The organism is Microbacterium sp. MMO-56, assembly GCF_037146215.1.
Taxonomy (GTDB): Bacteria; Actinomycetota; Actinomycetes; order Actinomycetales; family Microbacteriaceae; genus Microbacterium.
In genome coordinates, this window is record NZ_JBBCVW010000009.1 from 105,015 (window position 1) to 126,506 (window position 21,492).

The following is a 21,492-nucleotide window of genomic DNA, read 5'->3' on the forward strand; positions in this document are numbered from 1 at the left end:
GGAGATGATGCGGCTCAGAGGCGCGCCCAGGCCTCCGTCAGCACGGAGCGGAGGATCTGCTCGATCTCGTCGAACTCGGCCGGCCCGATCGTCAGGGGCGGGGCGAGCTGGATCACGGGGTCGCCGCGGTCGTCGGCGCGGCAGTAGAGACCGGCGTCGAACAGGGCCTTGGAGAGGAACCCCCGCAGCAGGCGCTCGGACTCGTCGTCGTCGAAGGTCTCCTTGGTCGTCTTGTCCTTGACGAGCTCGATGCCGAAGAAGTAGCCGTCGCCGCGCACGTCTCCCACGATCGGCAGGTCGAGCAGCTTCTCGAGGGTCGCGCGGAAGACCGGGGAGTTCTCCCGGACGTTCTCCAGGAGCTTCTCCTCCTCGAACACGTCGAGGTTCTCGAGTGCGACGGCGGCGGAGACGGGATGTCCGCCGAACGTGTATCCGTGCGGGAACGACATGTCTCCGTGCGCGAAGGGCTCGTAGACGCGGTCGCTCACGATTGTGCCGCCGAGCGGCGCGTATCCGCTCGTGACGGCCTTCGCGAAGGTGATCATGTCGGGCTGGTAGTCGTACGCCTGCGCGCCGAAGTAGTGGCCCAGCCGGCCGAACGCGCAGATCACCTCGTCGGAGACGAGCAGCACGTCGTAGCGGTCGCAGATCTCGCGCACGCGCTGGAAGTACCCCGCGGGCGCGGGGAAGCATCCGCCGGCGTTCTGCACCGGCTCGAGGAACACCGCCGCGACGGTCTCGGGCCCCTCGAACTGGATCATCTGCTCGATGCGGTCGGCGGCCCACAGGCCGAACTCCTCGGGCGTGCCGCCGCCGAACCCCGACTCGGCGGCCCGGTAGTAGTTCGTGTTGGGCACGCGGAAGCCGCCGGGGGTCACCGGCTCAAACATGTGCTTCATGACGGGCAGGCCCGTGATGGCCAGCGCACCCTGGGTCGTGCCGTGGTAGGCGATCGCGCGCGAGATGACCTTGTGCTTGGTGGGCTTGCCCTGCAGCTTCCAGTAGTGCTTGGCGAGCTTGAACGCCGTCTCCACGGCCTCGCCGCCGCCGGTCGAGAAGAAGACGTGGTTGAGGTCGCCCGGCGCGAGGTTCGCGATGCGATCCGCGGCCTCGATGCCGGACGGGTGGGCGTAGGACCACAGCGGGAAGAAGGCGAGCTCCTCCGCCTGCCGTGCGGCGGCCTGGGCGATGCGACGCCGGCCGTGGCCCGCGTTCACGACGAAGAGGCCGGCGAGCCCGTCGAGGTAGCGCTTGCCGTGCGAGTCCCAGATGTGGTGGCCCTCGCCCTTGACGATGATGGGGACCCCGGGGCCCTCGGTCATCACCGACTGGCGTGCGAAGTGCATCCAGAGGTGGTCGCGGGCCTTGGCCTGCAGGTCGGCGTCGTCGATGGTCATCGGGTCCCCCAGTTGTAGAGCTGACGGTGGAGTTTGAGGTAGACGAAGGTCTCGGTCGAGACCACCTCGGGGAGAGCGCGGATACGCTCGTTGAGCAGGTCGATGAGGTCGTCGTCGTTCTCGCAGACGACCTCCACCAGCAGGTCGAAGGACCCCGCGGTCGACACCACGTAGTCGACACCCGGGAGGGTGCTCATCCGCTCGGCGACGGGGCGGGTGTCGCCGGAGACGCGGATGCCGATCATCGCCTGACGGGCGAAGCCCAGCTGGAGCGGATCGGTGACCGCGACGATCTGCATCACGCCCTGGTCGACGAGCTTCTGCACCCGCTGGCGGGTCGCGGCTTCGCTGAGGCCGACGGCCTTCGCGATCTCGGCGTACGGGCGGCGCCCGTCCTCCTGCAGCTGCTCGATGATCGCCTTGGAGACATCATCGAGAGGAGCGCGGCGAGTTGGTGCGCTATCCGTCGTCTGAGCCATGATCGGCGACGATATCAGTCGTCGCCGGGAATAATCAAGGCGGATTCCGCTGTCTGAAGTGCGTCGGACCCGGCTGGCGGCGCCTCGGCCGCTGTGTCTCCGACGCGTCAGGACATCGTGTCGAGGATGCCCGTCAGGTCGTCGAACGTCGTCCGCGGGTTGAGGATCGCGAACCGCGCGTTCGGGCGCCCCTCGTGGCTCGACGGCGTCACGAACGCGTGCTGCCCGTCGAGTAGACGCTGCGACCAGGCCTCGTAGTCCGCGCGGGCCCATCCCTCGCGCTCGAAGACCACGACGCCGAGCTGCGGGCGGCGGACGAGCGCGAACCCGGGCCGTTCCTCGATCTCGGCGGCGATGCGGCGGGCCAGCGCGATCGACGCGCCGACCGCCTCGCGGTACGCCGCGGCGCCGTGGGTGGCGAGCGAGAACCACAGGGGCAGGCCCCGGGCGCGCCGCGTGAGGTGGGCGGCGTAGTCGGACGGGCTGTACTCCGACCGGTCGGTGAGGGTGTCGAGATACTCGGCGTGCTGCGTGTGGGCGCGCCTGCCCTGCTCCGGGTCGCGGTAGATCAGGGCGCACGCGTCGAACGGGGCGAACAGCCACTTGTGCGGGTCGACGATGACCGAGTCGGCGTGCTCGACACCCGCGTACAGATCGCGCGCGAGCGGGGAGAGCATGCCCGCGAGACCGTAGGCACCGTCGACGTGCAGCCAGACGCCGTGCGCGTGCGCGGCCTCGGCGACGCCCGCGATGTCGTCGACGATGCCGAAGTTGGTCGAGCCCGCCGTCGCCACCACGGCGAACACACGATCGTGGATCTCGGCGAGCACGTGCGCCACGGCGTCGCCGCGGAGGACCCCGTCGGCATCCGTCGGGACCGCCACGACGTCGACGTCCATGACGCGCGCGGCCGAGGCGATCGAGGAGTGCGCCTGCGAGCTGCACACCACGGCCCAGCGCGCGGGAGCCGGACCGCCCGTCTCGGTGCGCCGGACGCGCGCGGCCTCGCGGGCGGCGACCAGCGCCGAGAGGTTGCCGAGCGTCCCGCCCTGCACGAACACGCCACCGGCGCCCGCGGGCAGCCTGAACTCGTCGGCGAGCCACCGCAGGACCTCGTTCTCGGCGTGCACGGCCCCTGCGCCTTCGAGCCAGGACCCTCCGTAGAGCGCGCTCGCCGAGACGACGAGGTCGAACGCGACCGCCGCCTTCGTGGGAGCGGTGGGGATGAAGGACAGGTAGCGCGGGTCGTCGGTGGTGATGCACGCGGGAGCCAGGACGTGTGTGAAGACGCCGAGGGCGCGCTCGGCGCCGAGACCCTGCTCGGAGATCGTGCGACCGGCGAGGCGGGCGAGCTCGGCCGCGGGCAGCGGCTTGTCGAGCGGGGTGTCCCGGGAGAGCAGACGCTCGCGGGAGTAGTCCAGGACGAGGTCGACGACGCGACGCGTCTCGTCGGTGACATCGTGCATACGGGCGGCGTCGGTCATCGGGATGCCTCGGATTCGGGTGCGGCGGGGAGCGGGGGAGTCCGCGGGGGGACGGGGCGTGGCGGACACAGCGCCTCCACGGCGCACCCCAGACGCAGGAGCGCGGTGTCGTCGCCGGAGCGACCGGCGATCGTGAGCCCCACGGGCATCCCGATGTCGGGCAGGAGGCCCATCGGCACCGTCACGGTCGGGATGCCGAGGTGGCGGATCACGAGGTTGCCGTTGGCGACCCAGACGCCGTTCCGCCACCCGGCGTCGGCGGAGACGGGGTCGACGTCCATGTCGGCGGCGCCGATGTCGGCGACGGCGGGGAAGACGACGGCGTCGAGCGCGAGGCTGTCCATCCACTCCTCCAGATCGAGCCGCCGCGTGCGTTCGAGCCCGCGCAGTCCTGCTTCGAGCTCGGGCATGTCGCGCCAGGAGGCCGACGGATGGGCGCGCACCCAGTCGGGATAGGTCGCGATGTCGTCGTCGAACCCGGTGTAGCGGTCGGGGAGGGCACCCTCCGGGTGCGGGAAGATGCGGGACCCGTCCACGCGTGCGAGCGTCGACAGCGCGGGGTCGCCGTTGGCCGCCAGGAAGTCCTCCCAGGCCCACGCCGACAGGTCGACGATCTCGCGGCGCAGGTACTCCGGCGAGACGAGACCGCGCGTCGCGATCGTCGGCGCTCCCGCGCGGTCGCCCTCGTAGTTGCTCACGACGGGGAAGTCGACCTCGACGACCTCCGCTCCGGCCGCCTCGAGGCGGGCGCGGGTCTCGTGCCACAGCTCGACGATCGAGGCGCGCGTGCGGATCCGCCGGCCGGTGGGGCCGCCGATGCCGGGATCGACTCCGGGTGCGGGCGCCGTGCCGGCATCCGGATCCGCGTCGACGTACATGCGGGGGATGCCGATGCGCCGGCCCGAGACGGAGGCGTCCTCCGCCACGGCGCGGTAGTCCGCCGGGCGCTGCGAGGACGGCGACGGCAGCGCGATCCAGGGCTGCGTGCGCCAGAAGTCGCCCCGGGCGTCCGCGTCGTCGTCGACGACGACGTCGAGGACGGCGAGCAGGTCGGCCATCGTGCGGGTGTGCGGCACGACGACGTCCATCGTGGGGACGAGGGGCCAGTTCCCGCGCGTCGAGATGACGCCACGCGAGGGCGTGTAGGCGCACAGGGCGTTGTTGCTCGCGGGGCCGCGTCCGCTCGACCACGTCTCCTCGCCCAGCCCGAAGGCCGCGAACGAGGCGGCCGTCGCGGTGCCCGACCCGTTCGACGAGCCCGACCCGAACGGCGCGGTGAGCCAGTCCGCGGAGTACGGGCTCTCGGCCCGGCCGTACACGCCGCGCTGCATCCCGCCGTTCGCCATCGGGGGCATGTTCGTGAGGCCCAGGCAGATCGCGCCCGCGGCGCGCAGACGCTCGATGGTGAAGGCGTCGCGCTGGGCGACGAGCCCAGCGAACGCGGGGGAGCCCGCCGCGGCGGTGAGCCCCGCGACGAGGTAGCTGTCCTTCGCCGTGTACGGGATGCCGTCGAGGAACGAGAGCACCGCGCCGCGCCCGCGGCGGGCGTCGGACGCCTCCGCCTCGGCGAGCGCCCCGGGGTTGCGGACCACCACGGCGTTCAGCGCCGTCGCCGTGTCGGGGCCGTCGTACGCGTCGATCCGGGCGAGGTAGGCGCGCACCAGGTCGACCGCGCTCGTGCGGCCCTCGTCGAGCGCCGCACGGAGGTCGGCGATCGAGGCCTCGACGACGTCGATCACGACGCCGCCCCGGCCGCGCGGAGCGCCGGCTGCTGCTGCGTGATGCAGTGGATGCCGCCCCCGCGCGCGAAGATCGGCCGTGCGTCGACGGTGACGACCTCCCGCCCCGGGTATGCCTCGGCCAGGATCGCGCGCGCCCGCGCATCCGCCCGCTCCTCCCCGAAGCCGCAGGCGATCACTCCGCCGTTGACGACCAGGTGGTTGACGTAGCTCCAGTCGACGACGCCCTCGTCGTCGCGCAGCGTCTCGGGGGCGGGAAGGGGGATCACCTCCAGGGTGCGGCCGGCGGCATCCGTCTGGGCGGCGAGCAGGGCGTGGAGCTCGGCGCTGACGGCGTGATCCGGGTGGGCCGGATCGGTCTGCGTGTGCAGCAGCACCCGGCCGGGCGACGGGAAGGTCGCGACGATGTCGACGTGTCCGTTCGTGCCGAAGTCGTCGTAGTCGCGGGTGAGCCCGCGCGGCAGCCAGATCGCCCTCGTCGTGCCGAGGGTGCGCCGCAGCTCGGCCTCCACGCGGGCGCGGTCGGCGAACGGGTTGCGCCGCGGGTCGAGCTGCACGGTCTCGGTGAGCAGCACTGTGCCCTCGCCGTCGACGTGGAACCCGCCGCCCTCGTTCACGAGGGTCGAGGAGACCCGTTCGGCGCCCACCTCGGCGGCGACGATGCGGGCGTGCTCGGCCGAGCGCTCCCAGCGGGCCCACGCGTGCGCGCCCCAGCCGTTGAAGATCCAGTCGACGGCGCCGAGGACGCCCGGGCGCTCGTCATCGACGACGAACGTGGGTCCGTGGTCGCGCATCCAGAACTCGTCGACGGGCGCCTCGAGCAGGGCGACCTCGCCCGGGAGCATCCGCCGCGCTCGGGCCGTCTCGCTCGGGTCGACGACCATCGTGACGGGCTCGAATCGCGCGACCGCCGCGGCGACGGCCGCCCAGGCATCGTACCCTTCGGTGCGCTCGGCCTCGGTGTCGCCCAGGGTCGGGCCCTCGACGGGGAAGGCCATCCAGGTGCGCTCGTGTGGCGCGCTCTCGCTCGGCATCCGCCAGGCCATGGCTCCTCGACTCTCGATCGGTCATGCGATAGTTTGTTGATCACGTGATCAACTCATCGGAGGGTAGCGAGCGGATGCCGTCGTCGTCAACCACCGGCCGGGTGCGGCGCAGCGCGGAGGAGCGCCGCATCGAGATCGGTGAGGCCGCGCGCGACCTCGCGCTCGCCGAAGGGCTCGACGCCGTGACGCTGCGCGCCGTGGCCGCGCGCATCGGCGTGGCATCCGGTCTGGTCGCCCACTACATCCCGGGCATGGACGACCTCGTCGCCGACACGTTCGCGGAGATCGTCGGGACGGAGCTGGCGGAGGTCCGCGCCCTCCTGCCGGATGCGCCGGCTCCGGAGCGTCTGGGCGCGCTCGTGCGCACGTCGCTGGACCCGGCGCGCGCCGAGGTCACGCTCGTCTGGGTGCAGGCGTGGGCCCTCGGCAGTCGGAACGCCGCGCTCGCCGCGCGCGTGCGCGAGGCGATGGACGCGTGGCGACGGGTCATCGCCGACGAGATCTCGCGTGGGATGGCTCAGGGGTCGATCCCCGAGGGGGAGGCCGAGCCGATCGCCTGGCACGTGCTCGCGATGATCGACGGCCTCGGCGCCCACGCGCTCGTCGGATGGGGTCCGGGGATCGACGCGGTGACGCCCGTGCTGCGTGCCGTCGCGGGACTGCTGGGCGTCCCGGTCGCGCGCCTCGGGGGCGGGTGAGGGCGGCCCGGCGCGGGGGTGGGTTCTGTGGGCGGGTTTGATCTGTGGCGGGTGGGTTGTGCGGGCGGGTTTGGGGTCTCGTGTGGTCGCCGCGGGCGGGTTCGGGGTCTCGTGTGGTCGCCGCGGGCGGGTTCGGGGTCTCGTGTGGTCGCCCGCAGGCGGGTTTGGGGTCTCGTGTGGTCGCCTCTGGGTCGGGATGGCGACCAGTGGCGACCCCGAACTTGATGAGGGCTCGTGATCGACGGATGCTCGTGGGTGGCCCGCACGAAGGGGTCGGACCCGACCCGGGCTAGGTTCGGGGTCTCTTCTGGCCGCCTGGAGCCGAGTTCGGGGTCTGGTGTGGTCGCCTGGGGGTCGGGGTGGCGACCAGTGGCGACGCCGAACCTGCTGGATGGGCGCGTACGGGCCGGGATGGCGACAACTGGCGACCCCGAACCTGCTGAGGGCTCGTGATCGACGGGTGCCCGTGGGTGGCCCGCACGAAGGGGGGGCGGATCCGGACCGGGGCAGGTTCGGGGTCTCCTCTGGCCGCCTGGAGCCGAGTTCGGGGTCTCGTCTCGTCGCCCGCGGGTCGGGATGGCGGCAACTGGCGACCCCGAACCTGTCGGACGGTCGCCCGCGGGTCGGGATGGCGGCAACTGGCGACCCCGAACCTGTCGGACGGCCGCCCGCGGGTCGGGATGGCGACCAATCGCGACCCCGAACCTGCTGAAGCGGCCGCCCGCGGCCCCGACCCCGGCCCGAGCCCGAGGCCTCGACCCCGAGGCCCCAACGCCACCACCCAACACCACCACCCAAGGCCCGACCCCGAGGACAGACCCCCGCCCCGCACGGGGTCAGGGCGTGGCGACCTCGGCGTCGGTGACGTCCAGGGCGCGGTCGATGATGTCGAGTCCGCGGACGAGGTCGTCCTCCGAGATGATCAGCGGAGGCGCGACGTGCACCCGGTTGAAGTGGGTGAACGGCCAGAGCCCGGCCGTCTTGCACGCCGCGGCGAAGGCTCCCATGGGCGCGGCATCCGCCCCCGAGGCGTTGAACGGCACGAGGGGCTCACGGGTCTCGCGATCGCGCACGAGCTCGATCGCCCAGAACAGCCCCAGGCCGCGCACCTCGCCCACCGACGGATGACGCTCGGCGAACTGCTCCAGGCATGGGCGCACGACGCGCTCGCCGAGGTCGCGCACACGCTCGAGGATGCCGTCGCGCCGGAACACCTCGAAGGTCGCGATGCCGGGGGCGCAGGCGAGCGGATGCCCCGAGTAGGTGAGCCCGCCGGGGAAGGCGACGGTGTCGAAGTGCGCGGCGATCGCGTCGGAGATGACGACGCCGCCCAGCGGCACGTACCCCGAGTTGACGCCCTTCGCGAAGGTGATGAGGTCGGGGGTCACGTCGAAGTTCTCGAAGCCCCACCAGGTGCCCAGTCGTCCGAAGCCGACCATGACCTCGTCCGCGATGTAGAGGATGCCGTAACGATCGCAGAGCTCACGGACGCCCGGCAGGTATCCGGGCGGCGGGATCAGGACGCCGTTGGTGCCCACGACCGACTCGATGATGATCGCACCGATCGTCGACGCGCCTTCGAGGATGATCGTCTGCTCCAGATGGGCCAGGGCGCGCTGAGCCTCCTCCTCGGGCGAGGACGAGTGGAACGGCGAGCGGTAGGCGTAGGGGCCGAAGAAGTGCACGACGGATGCGTCGGCCGGCTCGTTCGCCCAGCGGCGGGGGTCGCCGGTCAGCGTGATCGCCGTGGAGGTGTTGCCGTGGTAGCTGCGGTACATCGCGAGCACCTTGCGCTTGCCGGTGACCAGCCGCGCCATGCGCACGGCGTTCTCGTTGGCATCCGCGCCTCCGTTGGTGAAGAAGACCTTGGAGAAGCCGTCGGGCGAGATCTCGGAGATCCGCCGCGCGAGCTCGCCCCGCGTGTCGTTCGCCATGGAGGGCTGGATCGTCGCGAGTCGTCCCGCCTGGTCCTGGATGGCGGAGACGAGGTCGAGATGCTGGTGCCCGAGGTTCAGGTTCACCAGCTGCGACGAGAAGTCCAGGTACGCGTTGCCGGCGTAGTCCCAGAACGTCGCGCCCTGCCCGCCGGCGACCGGCATCGGGTCGATGAGCGCCTGCGCGCTCCAGGAATGGAAGACGTGTCCGCGGTCGTCGGCGCGGACCGCCGCCTCGGCGGCGGCGTCGGCGAGCGGGGCGGCGCCGGTGTCGGGAACGGTGGTCATCGGTTCTCTCCCTGTGCTCGCGGCGTCAGTGGTTGCTCGGGAAGCCGAGGCTGATCTGGCTCTCGCTCGGGTCGGGCCACCGGGTGGTGACGACCTTGCTGCGAGTGTAGAAGTGGATCGACTCCGGGCCGTAGATGTGCGAGTCGCCGAACAGCGAGTTGCGCCACCCGCCGAACGAGAACGCGCCCACCGGCACGGGGATCGGAACGTTCACGCCCACCATGCCGACCTCGATGTCGAACTCGAACTGCCGGGCGGTGCCTCCGTCGCGCGTGAACACCGCCGTCCCGTTCGCGAACGGGCTCGCGTTGATGAGGGCGACGGCCTCGTCGTAGCTCGCGACGCGGGCCACGCCCAGTACAGGACCGAAGATCTCCTCGTCGTAGGCCTTCATCCCGGGTGCGACGCGGTCGAGGAGCGAGACGCCGATGAAGAAGCCGTCACCCTCGAAGGTCTGGGCGGTGCCGTCGACGACGACGCGCGCACCCTCGGCGGCGGCGCCCGCCACGTAGGAGGCGACCTTGTCGCGGTGCTCGCGCGTGATGAGGGGGCCCATCTCGCTGGCCGGGTCGGTGCCCGCCCCGATCTTCAGGCCGGCGATACGCGTCGCCACCTTCTCGACGAGCGTGTCTGCCACGTCGTCGCCGACGGCGACGAGCACCGACACCGCCATGCAGCGCTCACCGGCGGAGCCGTAGGCGGCGGACACCGCGGCATCCGCCGCCGCGTCGAGGTCGGCGTCGGGCATGACGACCATGTGGTTCTTCGCGCCGCCCAGCGCCTGCACGCGCTTGCCGCCCGCGGCGGCGCGCTCGTAGATCGACCGGGCGATCGGCGTCGAGCCCACGAAGCTCACGGCGCGCACGGTCGGCGAGTCCAGAAGGGCGTCGACGGCGACCTTGTCGCCGTGCACGACGTTGAGCACACCCGCCGGGAGCCCCGCCTCCTCGTACAGTCGCGCGAGGAACAGGGCGGCGGACGGATCCTTCTCGCTCGGCTTCAGCACGACGGTGTTGCCGCAGGCGATCGCCGACGCCGTCATCCAGAGGGGCACCATCACGGGGAAGTTGAACGGGGTGATCGCGCCGACGACGCCGACCGGCTGCTTGACCGAGTGGACGTCGACGCCGCGGGAGACCTGCTCGGAGTGCTCGCCCTTGAGCAGGTGCACGAGGCCCGCGGCGAACTCGACGTTCTCGATGCCCCGGCTGATCTCGCCCTTGGCGTCGGAGAGCACCTTGCCGTGCTCGGCCGTGATGATGGCCGCCAGCTCGTCCGTGCGCTCGACCAGCAGGTGCCGCAGCCGGAAGAAGACGTCCGCCCGCTTGATGAGGCTCGTGGCGCGCCAGGCGGGGAGGGCCGCCGCGGCTGCGGCGATGGCGGCCTCGGTCTCGGCCGTCGAGGCGAACGCCACGCGCGCACGCTCCCGCCCGGTCGCGGGGTCGAACACGGGGCCCGTGCGCTCGTCGGAACCGGTCTCCTGTCCGTCGACGTGGTGTCGGATGAGCGTCATCGTGAACTCCTCGAGAGGGGTGGGGGTGGGATCGTGCGCGGCGAGCCGGACGGCGACGCGCTCCGGACAGATTGATCGGATCCGGTCGGTATCCGCCATCATCATGACATCCTTATCGTTACTCACGAGACAAGGGGACCGCAGGTGTCTGATCGTCACGAAGTCGCATCGCCCCGGACAGAACGTCCGGCCGTGGCCGCCGCGCGCCCGGGCGATGTGCTGCCGACCGTGGCGGAGGTCCTGGCCCTCGACGCGTTCGCTCCCGGCGCGCCCGTCGTGGTCGTGGGGGACCATGCGCTCGACGTCCCCGTCCGCTGGGTGCACGTCTCCGACAGTGCCGACGTCGCCCGCCTGCTCGAGGGCGGTGAGCTGCTGCTGTCGACGGGCTCCCGGTGGCCGGACGAGCCTGCGCGGCTCGCCGCGTTCGTCACCGAGCTCGCCGCGGTGGGAGCGGCGGGTATCGTGCTCGAGCTCGGAACGCACCATCGCACGGTGCCGGCGGGCCTGGTCGATGCGGCGCGATCGGCGGGGATCGCCCTGATCGTGTTGCAGCGGGAGGTGAAGTTCGTCGCCCTGACCGAGGCCGTCCACCGCCGCATCATCGCCGATCAGACGATCGCGCTGCAGGCACGCGATGCCGTGCGCACCCTGTTCACGGGGCTCGCGCTGCGCGGGGCCCCGACAGAGTTCATCGTCGAGCAGGTCGGTCTGACCCTGGGGGCGCCCGTCGTCCTGGAGACCGTCGCCCACGAGGTCGTCGTCGCACACGTCGGCGGTGCCGTCGAAGTCCAGACACTGCGCGGATGGGCGCGCCGCGCACGCGCCGCCCAGGAGGCGCCCGGTCGCGACGGCCGCACCATCGTCGCGGTCGAGGCGCGCGGCATCCGGTGGGGGACGCTCGTCGCGCTCCCCGGCGCGGCGCACCCCGCCGGGCGCGAAGCCGTGCTCGAACAGGCGGCGACGGCCCTCGCCCTCGGGCGGCTGGCCGATCCGGGCGGCGAGGACTGGTCGAGGCTCGGGCGGCGCCGGGTCGTCGACGCGCTCGTCGACGGGCGGTTCACGAGTCTCGCCGCCGGTGCGGCGCGCCTGGATGCGGCGGGTGTGCCGCTGGCGGGGACGGTCTCCTTCCCGGTGGTCGTGGTGGGCGCCGCGGGCGCGGCGGGCGCCGTGAGCGCGGCGGTGGACGTGGCGGCCGCCGCCGTCGGTGCGCGGGCGGTGAGCGGCACCGCCGTGGTCGATCCGCCCGGGTCCGTGCGCACGCCGGTCCTGCTCGCCCTGCCGATGCGGGCGACGACTCCCGACGCGCACGCGGATGCCTTCGCGACGGCCCTCCGCGACGGTCTCGGTGCCGCCCGCGTCGTGGTCGGCCCGGGGGTGCGTCTTCCCGCGGCGCCCGATGACGAGGCCGCCCTCGGCCAGCTACTCGCCTCCCTCCGGGAGACGCTCGATCTGGCCACGACCGAGGAGGGGGTGCGGCGCTTCGCCCGCCGTGAGCGCGACACCGGCCTGCGTCGCGTGACCGAGCGTCCGCTCAGTCGCGTGGTCGCGGCGATGCGCGACGACCACCGCCTCGTCACGCACGCGGAGCGGATGCTCGCGCCGATCCTCGCCGACCCCCGCGCGCGGGCGGGCGACCTCCTGGATGTGCTGTCGGCGCTGCTCGCCCACCCGTCGAACCGTACGGCGGCCGCGGAGGCGGCGCACCTGTCGAGGTCGGTGTTCTACCAGCGGATCGCCCTGCTCGAGGATCTGCTCGACGTCGACTTCGACGATGGCGAGCAGGCGGCGGCGGTGCACCTGGCGCTCCTGGCGCATCGGATGCACGCCGGCGGGTGAGTCTGTCGGCGGCTACGCGCGGCGAGACCTTTTGTATACGAAAGGGCGCTTCTACCTTGATCGATGGCCATATCTCCGCATTTGTGTATACACTGAGTCGCGACCGCCGATGAGGGAGGAGAGCGATGCGCGCCAGTGACCGTGCGTACGGCGTCCTGCTGGAGGAGATCCAGTCGGGCACGCTCGCCCCCGGCGCCGTCCTCGGCGAGGTCGAGCAATCGACTCGGCTCGGCGTCAGTCGCACCCCTCTGCGCGAAGCGCTCGGGCGTCTCGTGTCGGATGGGCTCGTCGTGCAGGCCTCTCCGCGTGTCACGGTCGTCAGCGACATCGACGCGGCGGACATCCGCGCGCTGTTCGACGTGCGACGCGCCCTGGAGGAGACCGCTGCGCGTCTCGCCGCCCGTCAGGGCGATGCCGCGGTGTTCACGGCCCTCGCCGCGGAGTTCGCCACGACGGACGCGGCCGCCGATCCCGACGCCTACTACGCCCTGATCGGGCGGTTCGACGCAGCGCTGGACGCCTCCGTGTCCAACGACTACCTCACCTCGGCGCTGCGCACGGTGCGCACCCACCTCGTCCGGGTGCGCCGGCTCGCGCGCGACAATCCCGCCCGACTCGCGGCATCCGTCGCCGAGCACCGCCTCATCGCCTCCGCACTCGCCGCCGGGGACGGCGAGCTGGCCGCCCACGCCACGCACGTGCACCTGCACAACGCGCTGACGTCGATCCTCGACTCTCTGGAAGGAACCCCATGACCGTGCTCCACCACGTCCGCGTCCACCGCTCCGAGGAGAACCTGGCACGCGAAGGCCAGCTCGCCCACAAGATCGCCGAGGTCGCCGCCGACCCTGTCGCCGTGCAGCCCGACGTCGTCGACATGATCGTGAACCGCGTCATCGACAACGCGTCGGTCGCGGCCGCCTCCCTCACCCGCGGACCCGTCGTCGCCGCCCGCTCGCAGGCCCTCGACCACCCGGTCTCGCGCGGCGGGCACGGATCGACCGTCTTCGGGGAACCCGACGACACGCTGACGAGCCCCGAGTGGGCGGCGTGGGCCAACGGCGTCGCCGTGCGCGAGCTCGACTACCACGACACCTTCCTCGCGGCCGAGTACTCGCACCCCGGCGACAACATCCCGCCCATCCTCGCCGTGGCCCAGCACGTCGGCGCCGACGGCGCCGCGCTCGTGCGGGGCATCGCGACGGGGTACGAGATCCAGATGGACCTCGTCCGCGCGATCAGCCTGCACCGGCACAAGATCGATCACGTCGCCCACCTCGGCCCCTCCGCCGCGGCCGGCATCGGCACGCTGCTCGGCCTCGACCCGGACACGATCGCGCAGGCGGTCGCCCAGGCCCTGCACACGACGACCGCGACCCGCCAGTCCCGCAAGGGCGAGATCTCGACGTGGAAGGCGCACGCCCCCGCCTTCGCGGGCAAGATGGCGGTCGAGGCCGTCGACCGCGCGATGCGCGGGCAGACCTCGCCCTCGCCGATCTACGAGGGCGAGGACGGCGTGATCGCCTGGATGCTCGACGGGAAGGACGCCTCGTACGAGGTGCCGCTGCCCGCGCCCGGCGAGCCCAAGCGGGCGATCCTCGACTCGTACACGAAGGAGCACTCCGCCGAGTACCAGGCGCAGGCCTGGATCGACCTCGCCCGGAAGCTCCACGGCGAGCACCCCGAGCTCGCTGACCCGGCCGCGGTCGAGGCGATCGTGCTGCACACGAGCCACCACACGCATTATGTGATCGGCTCCGGCGCGAACGATCCGCAGAAGTACGACCCGACGGCATCCCGCGAGACGCTCGACCACTCGATCCCGTACATCTTCGCCGTCGCCCTGCAGGACGGCGGGTGGCACCACGTCGACTCGTACCTGCCCGAGCGCGCCGCCCGCCCCGACACCGTGGCGCTCTGGCACAAGATCACGACCGCCGAGGACGCCGAGTGGACGCGCCGCTACCACTCCGAGGACCCCGACGAGAAGGCCTTCGGGGGACGCGTCGAGATCCGCCTGGCCGACGGGTCGACGATCGTCGACGAGATCGCCGTCGCCGACGCGCACCCGCTCGGGGCGCGCCCGTTCGCCCGGGCCGACTACGTCGCCAAGTTCCGGCTGCTGGCCGAGCCCGTACTGGAGCCCGCCGAGATCGAGCGCTTCCTCGACCTCGCCCAGCGGCTGCCCGAGCTGACCCCCGCCGAGGTCCGCGAGCTGAACATCGTCGCCCGGCCCGGCGTTCTCGCCTCGATCGAGACCCCGAAGGGCCTGTTCTGATGCGTCCGCGGCGAGGTGCGGCGGCGCGTCGGTTCACAACTCCGGAATTTCCGACCGTGCCCCCCGCCGCAGGGGCAGAGCGCGGCTGCGCCGCGCAATCCATCCGGAGTTGTGAACACGAAGGGACGGAGAGTTGTGAACACGAAGGGACGGAGACCGACCGTGCTGTATAGCCAGACCCCCGCCGCCGAGAAGCGGCGTCTGCTGCGCGAGCGCCTCGCGACCGGCGAGCTGCTGCGCTTTCCGGGCGCGTTCAACCCGCTGTCGGCCCGCCTCATCGAGCGGAAGGGCTTCGAGGGGGTGTACATCTCGGGCGCCGTGCTGTCGGCCGACCTTGGCCTGCCCGACATCGGCCTGACCACCCTGACCGAGGTCGCCGGGCGCGGGCAGCAGATCGCTCGGATGACCGACCTGCCCGCGATCATCGACGCGGACACCGGGTTCGGCGAGCCGATGAACGTCGCCCGCACGATCCAGACGCTCGAGGACGCGGGCCTCGCCGGCGCGCACATCGAGGACCAGGTCAACCCCAAGCGGTGCGGCCACCTCGACGGCAAGCAGGTCGTCGACGAGGACACCGCGCTCAAGCGCATCCGCGCCGCCGTCGATGCCCGGCGCGACCCGAACTTCCTCGTGATGGCGCGCACCGACATCCGCGCGGTCGACGGACTCGATGCCGCGATCGACCGCGCGAAGGCGCTGGTCGACGCCGGAGCGGACGCGATCTTCCCCGAGGCGATGCGCGACCTCGCCGAGTTCGCCGCCGTGGCCGAGGCCGTCGACGTGCCGATCCTCGCCAACATGACGGAGTTCGGCAAGAGCGAGCTGTTCTCGGTCGATCAGCTGCGCGACGTGGGGGTGCAAATCGTCATCTGGCCCGTGTCGCTCCTGAGGATGGCGATGGGTGCGGCGGGTCGTGCCCTCGATACGCTGAACGAGGTCGGCCACCTCACCGGGCAGCTCGACCGGATGCAGCACCGCGCCGATCTGTACGACCTGCTCGACTACGAGGCCTACAGCGCTTTCGACGCCGACGTCTTCACCTTCACGATCGAGAACAGCAGCACGAAGGAGTGAGCATGAGCGACCAGGACATCCACAAGGGGCTCGCCGGCGTCGTCGCCGACGTCACCGCGATCAGCAAAGTCAACCCCGAGACGAACTCCCTGCTCTACCGCGGATACCCCGTGCACGAGCTCGCCGCGACCCAGCCCGCGGAGGCGGTCGCGTACCTGCTGTGGAACGGGGAGCTCCCGACGGCGGACCAGCTCGCGGAGCTGAGAGCCGAGGAGCGGCGCCACCGCGCGCTCGCCGACGACGTGCGGACGGTCATCGACCTCACGCCGCTCGAGGCCCACCCCATGGACGAGGTGCGCTCCGCGGTGAGCGTGCTCGGCGCGCACGCCCTGGCCGGTTCGGGATCGGTGCTCGACGCGGTCGGCACGCGCGAGGAGAACCTGGCGCGGAGCGTCCACCTCTTCGCGGCGCTGCCGGCGATCGTCGCCTACGGGCAGCGTCGGCGCCGCGGCGAAGAGCTCATCCCGCCGCGCGACGACCTCGACTACGCCGCCAACTTCCTCTGGATGACTTTCGGCGAGGAGTTCGACCCGGTCGTCGTGGACGCGTTCAACCGGTCGATGATCCTGTACGCCGAGCACTCGTTCAACGCCTCCACGTTCACGGCGCGCGTCATCACGTCGACCCTGAGCGACCTGTACTCGGCCGTCGTCGGCGCGATCGGCGCGCTGAAGGGGCCGTTGCACGGGGGCGCCAACGAGGCGGTCCTGCACATCTTCGACGAGATCGGCTCGGCCGACGACGTCGTGCCGTGGCTGGAACGCGCGCTCGCCGAGAAGCGCAAGATCATGGGCTTCGGGCACCGCGTGTACAAGCGCGGCGACTCGCGCGTGCCGACGATGAAAGCGGCGCTGGACACCCTCATCGCCTACTACGACCGGCCCGACGTCGAAGCGCTCTACTCGACCCTCGAGCGCGAGTTTGTCGAGCGCAAGGGCATCTACCCGAACCTCGACTACCCCTCCGGTCCCGCCTACAACCTGATGGGGTTCGACACTCTCACCTTCACGCCGCTGTTCGTCGCGGCGCGGGTGGTGGGATGGACGGCGCACATCATGGAGCAGGCGGCCTCCAACGCGCTCATCCGTCCGCTGTCGGAGTACGTGGGCCACGACGAGCGCCACATCGAGGGCTTCGTCGACGAGGTCGGGACCTCGACGATCGCGCTCCGGGCCGCCGAAGCCGACGGCTGACCCGCGGCCGGCCGGCCGCGCGCGTGCGTTGCGGCGGAAGGCCCGCACGGACTCCGCAGATCGTCGCGAACTCCGCACCATCCGAGGGGAATCGTGCGGAGTTCGCGCGATGCTGCGGAGTTCGCGGCGAGGCGCGGGCGAGGCGCGGGCGAGGCGAGGGCGCGTGCCGTGAGGGCGGCCGGCACCCGAGGGGTGCGCGGACGGCGCACGGGGCGGAGGATGGATGCCATGAGCATCGCCGCCCGCACCGCCGTCATCGTCGACGCCGTCCGCACGCCCTCGGGGCGGGGCAAGCCGGGCGGGGCGCTGAGCGGCATCCATCCCGTCGATCTCGCCGCGCACGTCCTCCGTGCCACGATCGAGCGCACCGGGCTCTCCTCCGCGCAGATCGACGACGTCCTGCTCGGCTGCGTCAGCCAGGTCGGCGAGCAGACCATGAACATCGCCCGGCAGGCGACCCTGGCGGCGGGCTTCGACGAACGCGTTCCCGCGGCGACGATCGACCGGCAGTGCGGATCGAGCCAGCAGGCGGCCCACTTCGCCGCCCAGGGGGTCATGGCGGGGCAGTACGACATCGTGATCGCGGGCGGTGTCGAGTCGATGAGCCGCGTCCCGCTGGGAGCGGCGGCGGCGGTCGCGGGCTCGCCCTTCTCGCCCGGGCTGCGTGACCGGTACCCCGACGGCCTCGTCCACCAAGGGGTGTCCGCCGAGCTGATCGCCGAGAGGTGGGGGCTCTCCCGTGACGACCTCGACGCCTATGCGGCCGAGTCGCACGAGCGCGCCGCCGAGGCCGCGGCGCAGAGCCGGTTCGCCTCGCAGCTCGTGCCCGTGAGGACGGACACGGGCGAGGTCGCCGTCGACGAGACCGTGCGCCCCGGGACGACGGTCGCGGGACTTGCGGGGCTCGCCCCCGCTTTCCGCACCGAGGCGCTCGCCGCGCGCTTCCCCGAGCTCGACTGGCGCATCACGGCGGGGAACTCCTCGCCGCTGACGGATGGGGCGTCCGCCGTCCTCATCATGAGCGAGCAGAAGGCGCTCCAGTTGGGGCTGACCCCGCGCGCGCGTTTCCACGCGTTCTCCGTCGTCGGCGACGATCCGATGATGATGCTGACGGGGCCGATCCCGGCGACCCGGCGCATCCTCGAGCGGAGCGGTCTCGACATCGACGACCTCGACGCCTACGAGGTGAACGAGGCCTTCGCGTCGGTGCCGCTGGCCTGGGCGGCCGAGGTCGGCGCCGATCCCGCGAAGCTCAACCCCTGGGGTGGCGCGATCGCCCTCGGACACGCGCTCGGGTCGAGCGGCACCCGCCTGCTCGGCACGCTCCTCGCGAACCTCGAGGCGACCGGAGGCCGCTTCGGGATGCAGACGATGTGCGAGGGCGGCGGCATGGCCAACGCCACGATCATCGAACGCCTCTGACCCGGGCGCGCGGAAACCGGCCCGGCCGGCGGTCGGTCCCTGTCGTCTCCGTGATTCGTCGCCTACACTGAGCAATGTGCCCACCGGCACTCCGACGAAGATGTCGATCTGTCTCACGAGGACGTGAATCCATGAGCATCATTGCCCCCGCCGCCGAGCTCTCCGCGGATGAGCGCGACTCGATCCTGGACGCCGTGCGGGAGTTCGCACGCACCCGGCTCGAACCCCACGCGCTGGAGTGGGACCGCGACATGCGCTTTCCGCGCGACGTGCTCGTCGAGGCGGGCGAGCTCGGCCTCGGCGGCATCTCGGTCCGGGAGGATGTCGGGGGCACGGGCCTGCGGCGCGTGGATGCGGTCGCGATCTTCGAGACGCTCGCCATGGGCGATCCGACGATCGCCGCCTACATCTCGATCCACAACATGGTCGCCTGGATGATCGACGTCTACGGCACCGACGACCAGCGCCGGGCCTGGCTGCCCGGCCTCACGACGATGCGCGACCTCGGCGCGTACTGCCTTACCGAGCCGGGCGCCGGCTCCGACGCGGCGGCGATCACGACCAGCGCGATCGCGGACGGCGACGAGTACGTGCTCACGGGCGTCAAGCAGTTCATCTCGGGGGCCGGCGAGGCGTCGGTCTACGTCGTCATGGCGCGTACCGGCGAGCCTGGGGCGGCGGGGATCACGGCGTTCCTGGTGCCGGCGGATGCCTCGGGCCTCGGCTTCGGCGAGAACGAGCGGAAGATGGGATGGAAGGCCCAGCCGACGCGTCAGGTCATCCTCGACGAGGTGCGCGTGCCGGCATCCGCGGTGCTCGGCCAGATCGGCGGAGGCTTCCGCATCGCGATGAGCGGCCTCAACGGCGGGCGCGTCACCATCGCGGCCTGCTCGCTGGGCGGGGCGCAGTGGGCACTGGATCGGGCCGTCCGCTACGTGCACGAGCGCTTCACGTTCGGCGAGGCGCTCGCCGAGCGCCAGAGCGTCGTGTTCGCCCTCGCCGACATGGCGACCGACCTCGCGGCGGCGCGCGCGCTCGTCGACGGAGCGGCCCGGGCGATCGACGAGGGTGCTGCGGACGTGGCATCCCGCTGCGCCATGGCCAAGAGGTTCGCCACGGACGCCGGGTTCGACGTCGCCAACCGTGCGCTGCAGCTGCACGGCGGATACGGCTATCTGCAGGAGTACGGGATCGAGAAGGTCGTGCGCGACCTGCGTGTGCACCAGATCCTCGAGGGGACCAACGAGATCATGCGGGTGATCATCGGACGCGACGTTCTGGGAGCATGAGAGCATGACCGACTACTCGACGATCCTGGTGGAGACGCGCGGGCGCGTCGGCTGGATCACCCTCGACCGCCCCGACGCACTCAACGCGCTCAACTCCACGCTGGTGAACGAGCTCGCGGAGGCCGCGGCCGCCTTCGACGCGGACGAGGGGATCGGCTGCATCGTCCTCACCGGGTCGGAGCGTGCGTTTGCCGCGGGCGCCGACATCAAGGAGATGGCGGACAAGTCCCCCGTCGAGATGTCGCTGCGGAACCCCTTCGCGGGGCTCGATGCGTTCTCGCGGGTGCGCACGCCCGTCATCGCCGCCGTCGCCGGGTACGCCCTGGGCGGGGGCTGCGAGCTCGCGATGTCGTGCGACATCATCCTCGCGGCCGATTCGGCGCGGTTCGGCCAGCCGGAGATCACGCTGGGCGTCATCCCGGGTCTCGGCGGCACGCAGCGCCTCCCGCGCGCGATCGGCTACTACAAGGCCGCCGAGCTCGTTCTCACCGGACGGATGATGGATGCCGCCGAGGCCGAGCGCTCCGGACTCGTGTCGCGCGTCGTGCCGGCATCCGATCTCCTCGACGAGGCGGCGAAGGTCGCCGAGACGATCGCCGGGATGTCGCTGCCGGTCGTCTACGCCGCGAAGGAGGCGCTGCGCGCCTCGCAGGAGACGAGCGCCGCCGAGGGTCTGCGCTTCGAGCGACAGGTCTTCACGTCGCTGTTCTCCCTCGACGACCAGAAGGAGGGCATGGCCGCCTTCCGCGAGAAGCGCGCCGCCCGCTTCACCCACCGCTGACCGCGCGGGCTCCGCGGACAGAGGAAGGCCCCGGGGGACGCCCCGGGGCCTTCCTCTGGTCGACGTCGAGTCAGCTCTCCCGACGGCGGTGACGCAGGGTCATGAGGACGCCCGCGGCGATGACCGCGAGCACGGCGACCGTCACGAATCCGACCGGGAAGGTCCCGCCCGTGCTGGCGATCGTGGACGCGCCGCTCGCCGAGCCCGAAGGCGCCCCCGATCCGCTCGGGGTGCCGGAGCCGGTGCCGGTGCCGGTGCCGGGAGCATCCGTGCGCGCCGTGATCTCCAGCGGCACGGTCACCACGGTGCCGGCCACGTCGGTCTCCAGCCGGAGCGCCGTGGCGCCGGGCGTCGCGTCGGCGGGGAGGGTGAGGCTCACCGTCGCACCGCCGTCCGCGACCGGGGTGCTGCCGATCTCCTCGCCGTTCAACTGCGTCGTCAGAGTCGTCGCCTGGGGCGTGCCCTGACTCGTCAGCTCGAGCCCCGACACCTCGAACGAGATGCTCGTGCCGGCGGCGGCCTGCGCGGGCGCGCCCGTCACGCTCACGGCGTGCTTCGCGAAGCGCGCCTGCACGGGAGAGGCGTCGGCGAGGTAGTCGATCCATGCCTCGTAGTCGAGCAGCCCCGTATCGACGTAGTCGGTGCCCTGGGTGAAGGCGCGGAAGTTGTCGCCTCCCGCGGCCAGGAACGAGAGCGTGCCGATCCGGTAGGGCGCCGCCGGGTCCAGCGGAACCCCGTCGATCGTCACGGAGGTGATGCGTGAGCCCTCCGGAAGGGTCGGGTCGTAGGTGTAGGTGACGTTCTCGGAGAGCCCGAGCTGCAGGTACGGACGCGAGGGGACCGCGCCCGTGTCGTCCCGCTGCCACTGCTGCTCGAGCAGGGTCTCGAACTGCGCGCCGGTGAGGGTTACGAGGGCGAGGGTGTTGCTGAAGGGCAGCACGGCGTTGGCCTGCGAGAACGAGATCTCGCCGTCCTTCAGGCCGGGCACGGCCGTCGGGCCGAACTCGGCCTGCGTGTCCCAGAGGTCGGCGCGCAGCC

17 protein-coding genes are annotated in these 21,492 nt (G+C 72.0%); 9 read left to right on the forward strand and 8 right to left on the reverse strand.

Going from position 1 to position 21,492, the window contains the following annotated elements; genetic code table 11:
- Positions 1-14: 14 nt before the first annotated feature.
- The 5 genes from WFI00_RS10180 to WFI00_RS10200 all read right to left on the reverse strand — a co-directional run bounded on the left by WFI00_RS10180 (position 15) and on the right by WFI00_RS10200 (position 6,145).
- Entirely contained in the window at positions 15-1,397 is a 1,383-nt protein-coding gene (locus tag WFI00_RS10180; protein ID WP_336631931.1) for an aspartate aminotransferase family protein, read from the reverse strand.
- Entirely contained in the window at positions 1,394-1,876 is a 483-nt protein-coding gene (locus tag WFI00_RS10185) for an Lrp/AsnC family transcriptional regulator (RefSeq protein WP_336631932.1), read from the reverse strand. The genes WFI00_RS10180 and WFI00_RS10185 overlap by 4 nt, the downstream gene beginning before the upstream one ends.
- 107 nt (positions 1,877-1,983) lie before the next feature.
- Positions 1,984-3,360, reverse strand: coding sequence for a pyridoxal phosphate-dependent decarboxylase family protein (locus WFI00_RS10190; RefSeq protein WP_336631933.1), 1,377 nt, complete (start codon positions 3,358-3,360; stop codon positions 1,984-1,986).
- Positions 3,357-5,099 (reverse strand): amidase, encoded by a 1,743-nt coding sequence (locus tag WFI00_RS10195; protein WP_336631934.1) that lies wholly within the window; start codon positions 5,097-5,099, stop codon positions 3,357-3,359. Before WFI00_RS10195 ends, WFI00_RS10190 begins: the two co-directional genes overlap by 4 nt.
- A complete protein-coding gene (locus WFI00_RS10200) occupies positions 5,096-6,145 on the reverse strand; it encodes an agmatine deiminase family protein (RefSeq protein WP_336631935.1) in 1,050 nt (349 codons plus the stop codon). The genes WFI00_RS10195 and WFI00_RS10200 overlap by 4 nt, the downstream gene beginning before the upstream one ends.
- Before the next feature lie 74 nt (positions 6,146-6,219).
- On the opposite strand from WFI00_RS10200, the gene WFI00_RS10205 reads away from it, so the two are divergent.
- Positions 6,220-6,843: a TetR/AcrR family transcriptional regulator gene (locus WFI00_RS10205; protein ID WP_336631936.1), complete on the forward strand. Its 624-nt coding sequence runs from the start codon at positions 6,220-6,222 to the stop codon at positions 6,841-6,843.
- A gap of 836 nt (positions 6,844-7,679) precedes the next feature.
- Here the strand turns inward: WFI00_RS10205 and WFI00_RS10210 are convergent.
- A complete protein-coding gene (locus WFI00_RS10210; protein ID WP_336631937.1) occupies positions 7,680-9,065 on the reverse strand; it encodes an aspartate aminotransferase family protein in 1,386 nt (461 codons plus the stop codon).
- Positions 9,066-9,090: 25 nt separating this feature from the next.
- On the reverse strand, positions 9,091-10,578 hold the full coding sequence (locus WFI00_RS10215; RefSeq protein ID WP_336631950.1) for a CoA-acylating methylmalonate-semialdehyde dehydrogenase: 1,488 nt from the start codon (positions 10,576-10,578) through the stop codon (positions 9,091-9,093).
- Between the two features lie 192 nt (positions 10,579-10,770).
- On the opposite strand from WFI00_RS10215, the gene WFI00_RS10220 reads away from it, so the two are divergent.
- The 8 genes from WFI00_RS10220 (at position 10,771) to WFI00_RS10255 (ending at position 20,454) form a co-directional block, all read left to right on the forward strand.
- Positions 10,771-12,414: a PucR family transcriptional regulator ligand-binding domain-containing protein gene (locus WFI00_RS10220; protein ID WP_336631938.1), complete on the forward strand. Its 1,644-nt coding sequence runs from the start codon at positions 10,771-10,773 to the stop codon at positions 12,412-12,414.
- Positions 12,415-12,539: 125 nt separating this feature from the next.
- On the forward strand, positions 12,540-13,169 hold the full coding sequence (locus tag WFI00_RS10225) for a GntR family transcriptional regulator (protein ID WP_336631939.1): 630 nt from the start codon (positions 12,540-12,542) through the stop codon (positions 13,167-13,169).
- Positions 13,166-14,692, forward strand: coding sequence for an MmgE/PrpD family protein (locus WFI00_RS10230; RefSeq protein WP_336631940.1), 1,527 nt, complete (start codon positions 13,166-13,168; stop codon positions 14,690-14,692). Before WFI00_RS10225 ends, WFI00_RS10230 begins: the two co-directional genes overlap by 4 nt.
- A 162-nt stretch (positions 14,693-14,854) precedes the next feature.
- Positions 14,855-15,769, forward strand: a complete 915-nt coding sequence (gene prpB, locus WFI00_RS10235) for a methylisocitrate lyase (RefSeq protein ID WP_336631941.1) — start codon at positions 14,855-14,857, stop codon at positions 15,767-15,769.
- Between the two features lie 2 nt (positions 15,770-15,771).
- Positions 15,772-16,962 (forward strand): bifunctional 2-methylcitrate synthase/citrate synthase, encoded by a 1,191-nt coding sequence (locus WFI00_RS10240; protein ID WP_336631942.1) that lies wholly within the window; start codon positions 15,772-15,774, stop codon positions 16,960-16,962.
- 228 nt (positions 16,963-17,190) lie between these two features.
- Positions 17,191-18,384: a thiolase family protein gene (locus WFI00_RS10245; protein ID WP_336631943.1), complete on the forward strand. Its 1,194-nt coding sequence runs from the start codon at positions 17,191-17,193 to the stop codon at positions 18,382-18,384.
- A 131-nt stretch (positions 18,385-18,515) separates the two neighbouring features.
- Entirely contained in the window at positions 18,516-19,673 is a 1,158-nt protein-coding gene (locus tag WFI00_RS10250; protein ID WP_336631944.1) for an acyl-CoA dehydrogenase family protein, read from the forward strand.
- Positions 19,674-19,677: 4 nt separating this feature from the next.
- Entirely contained in the window at positions 19,678-20,454 is a 777-nt protein-coding gene (locus WFI00_RS10255; RefSeq protein ID WP_336631945.1) for an enoyl-CoA hydratase, read from the forward strand.
- 70 nt (positions 20,455-20,524) lie between these two features.
- On the opposite strand, the gene WFI00_RS10260 is transcribed toward WFI00_RS10255, so the two are convergent.
- A partial coding sequence (locus WFI00_RS10260; RefSeq protein ID WP_336631946.1) for a 5'-nucleotidase occupies positions 20,525-21,492 on the reverse strand: 968 nt, incomplete at its 5' end.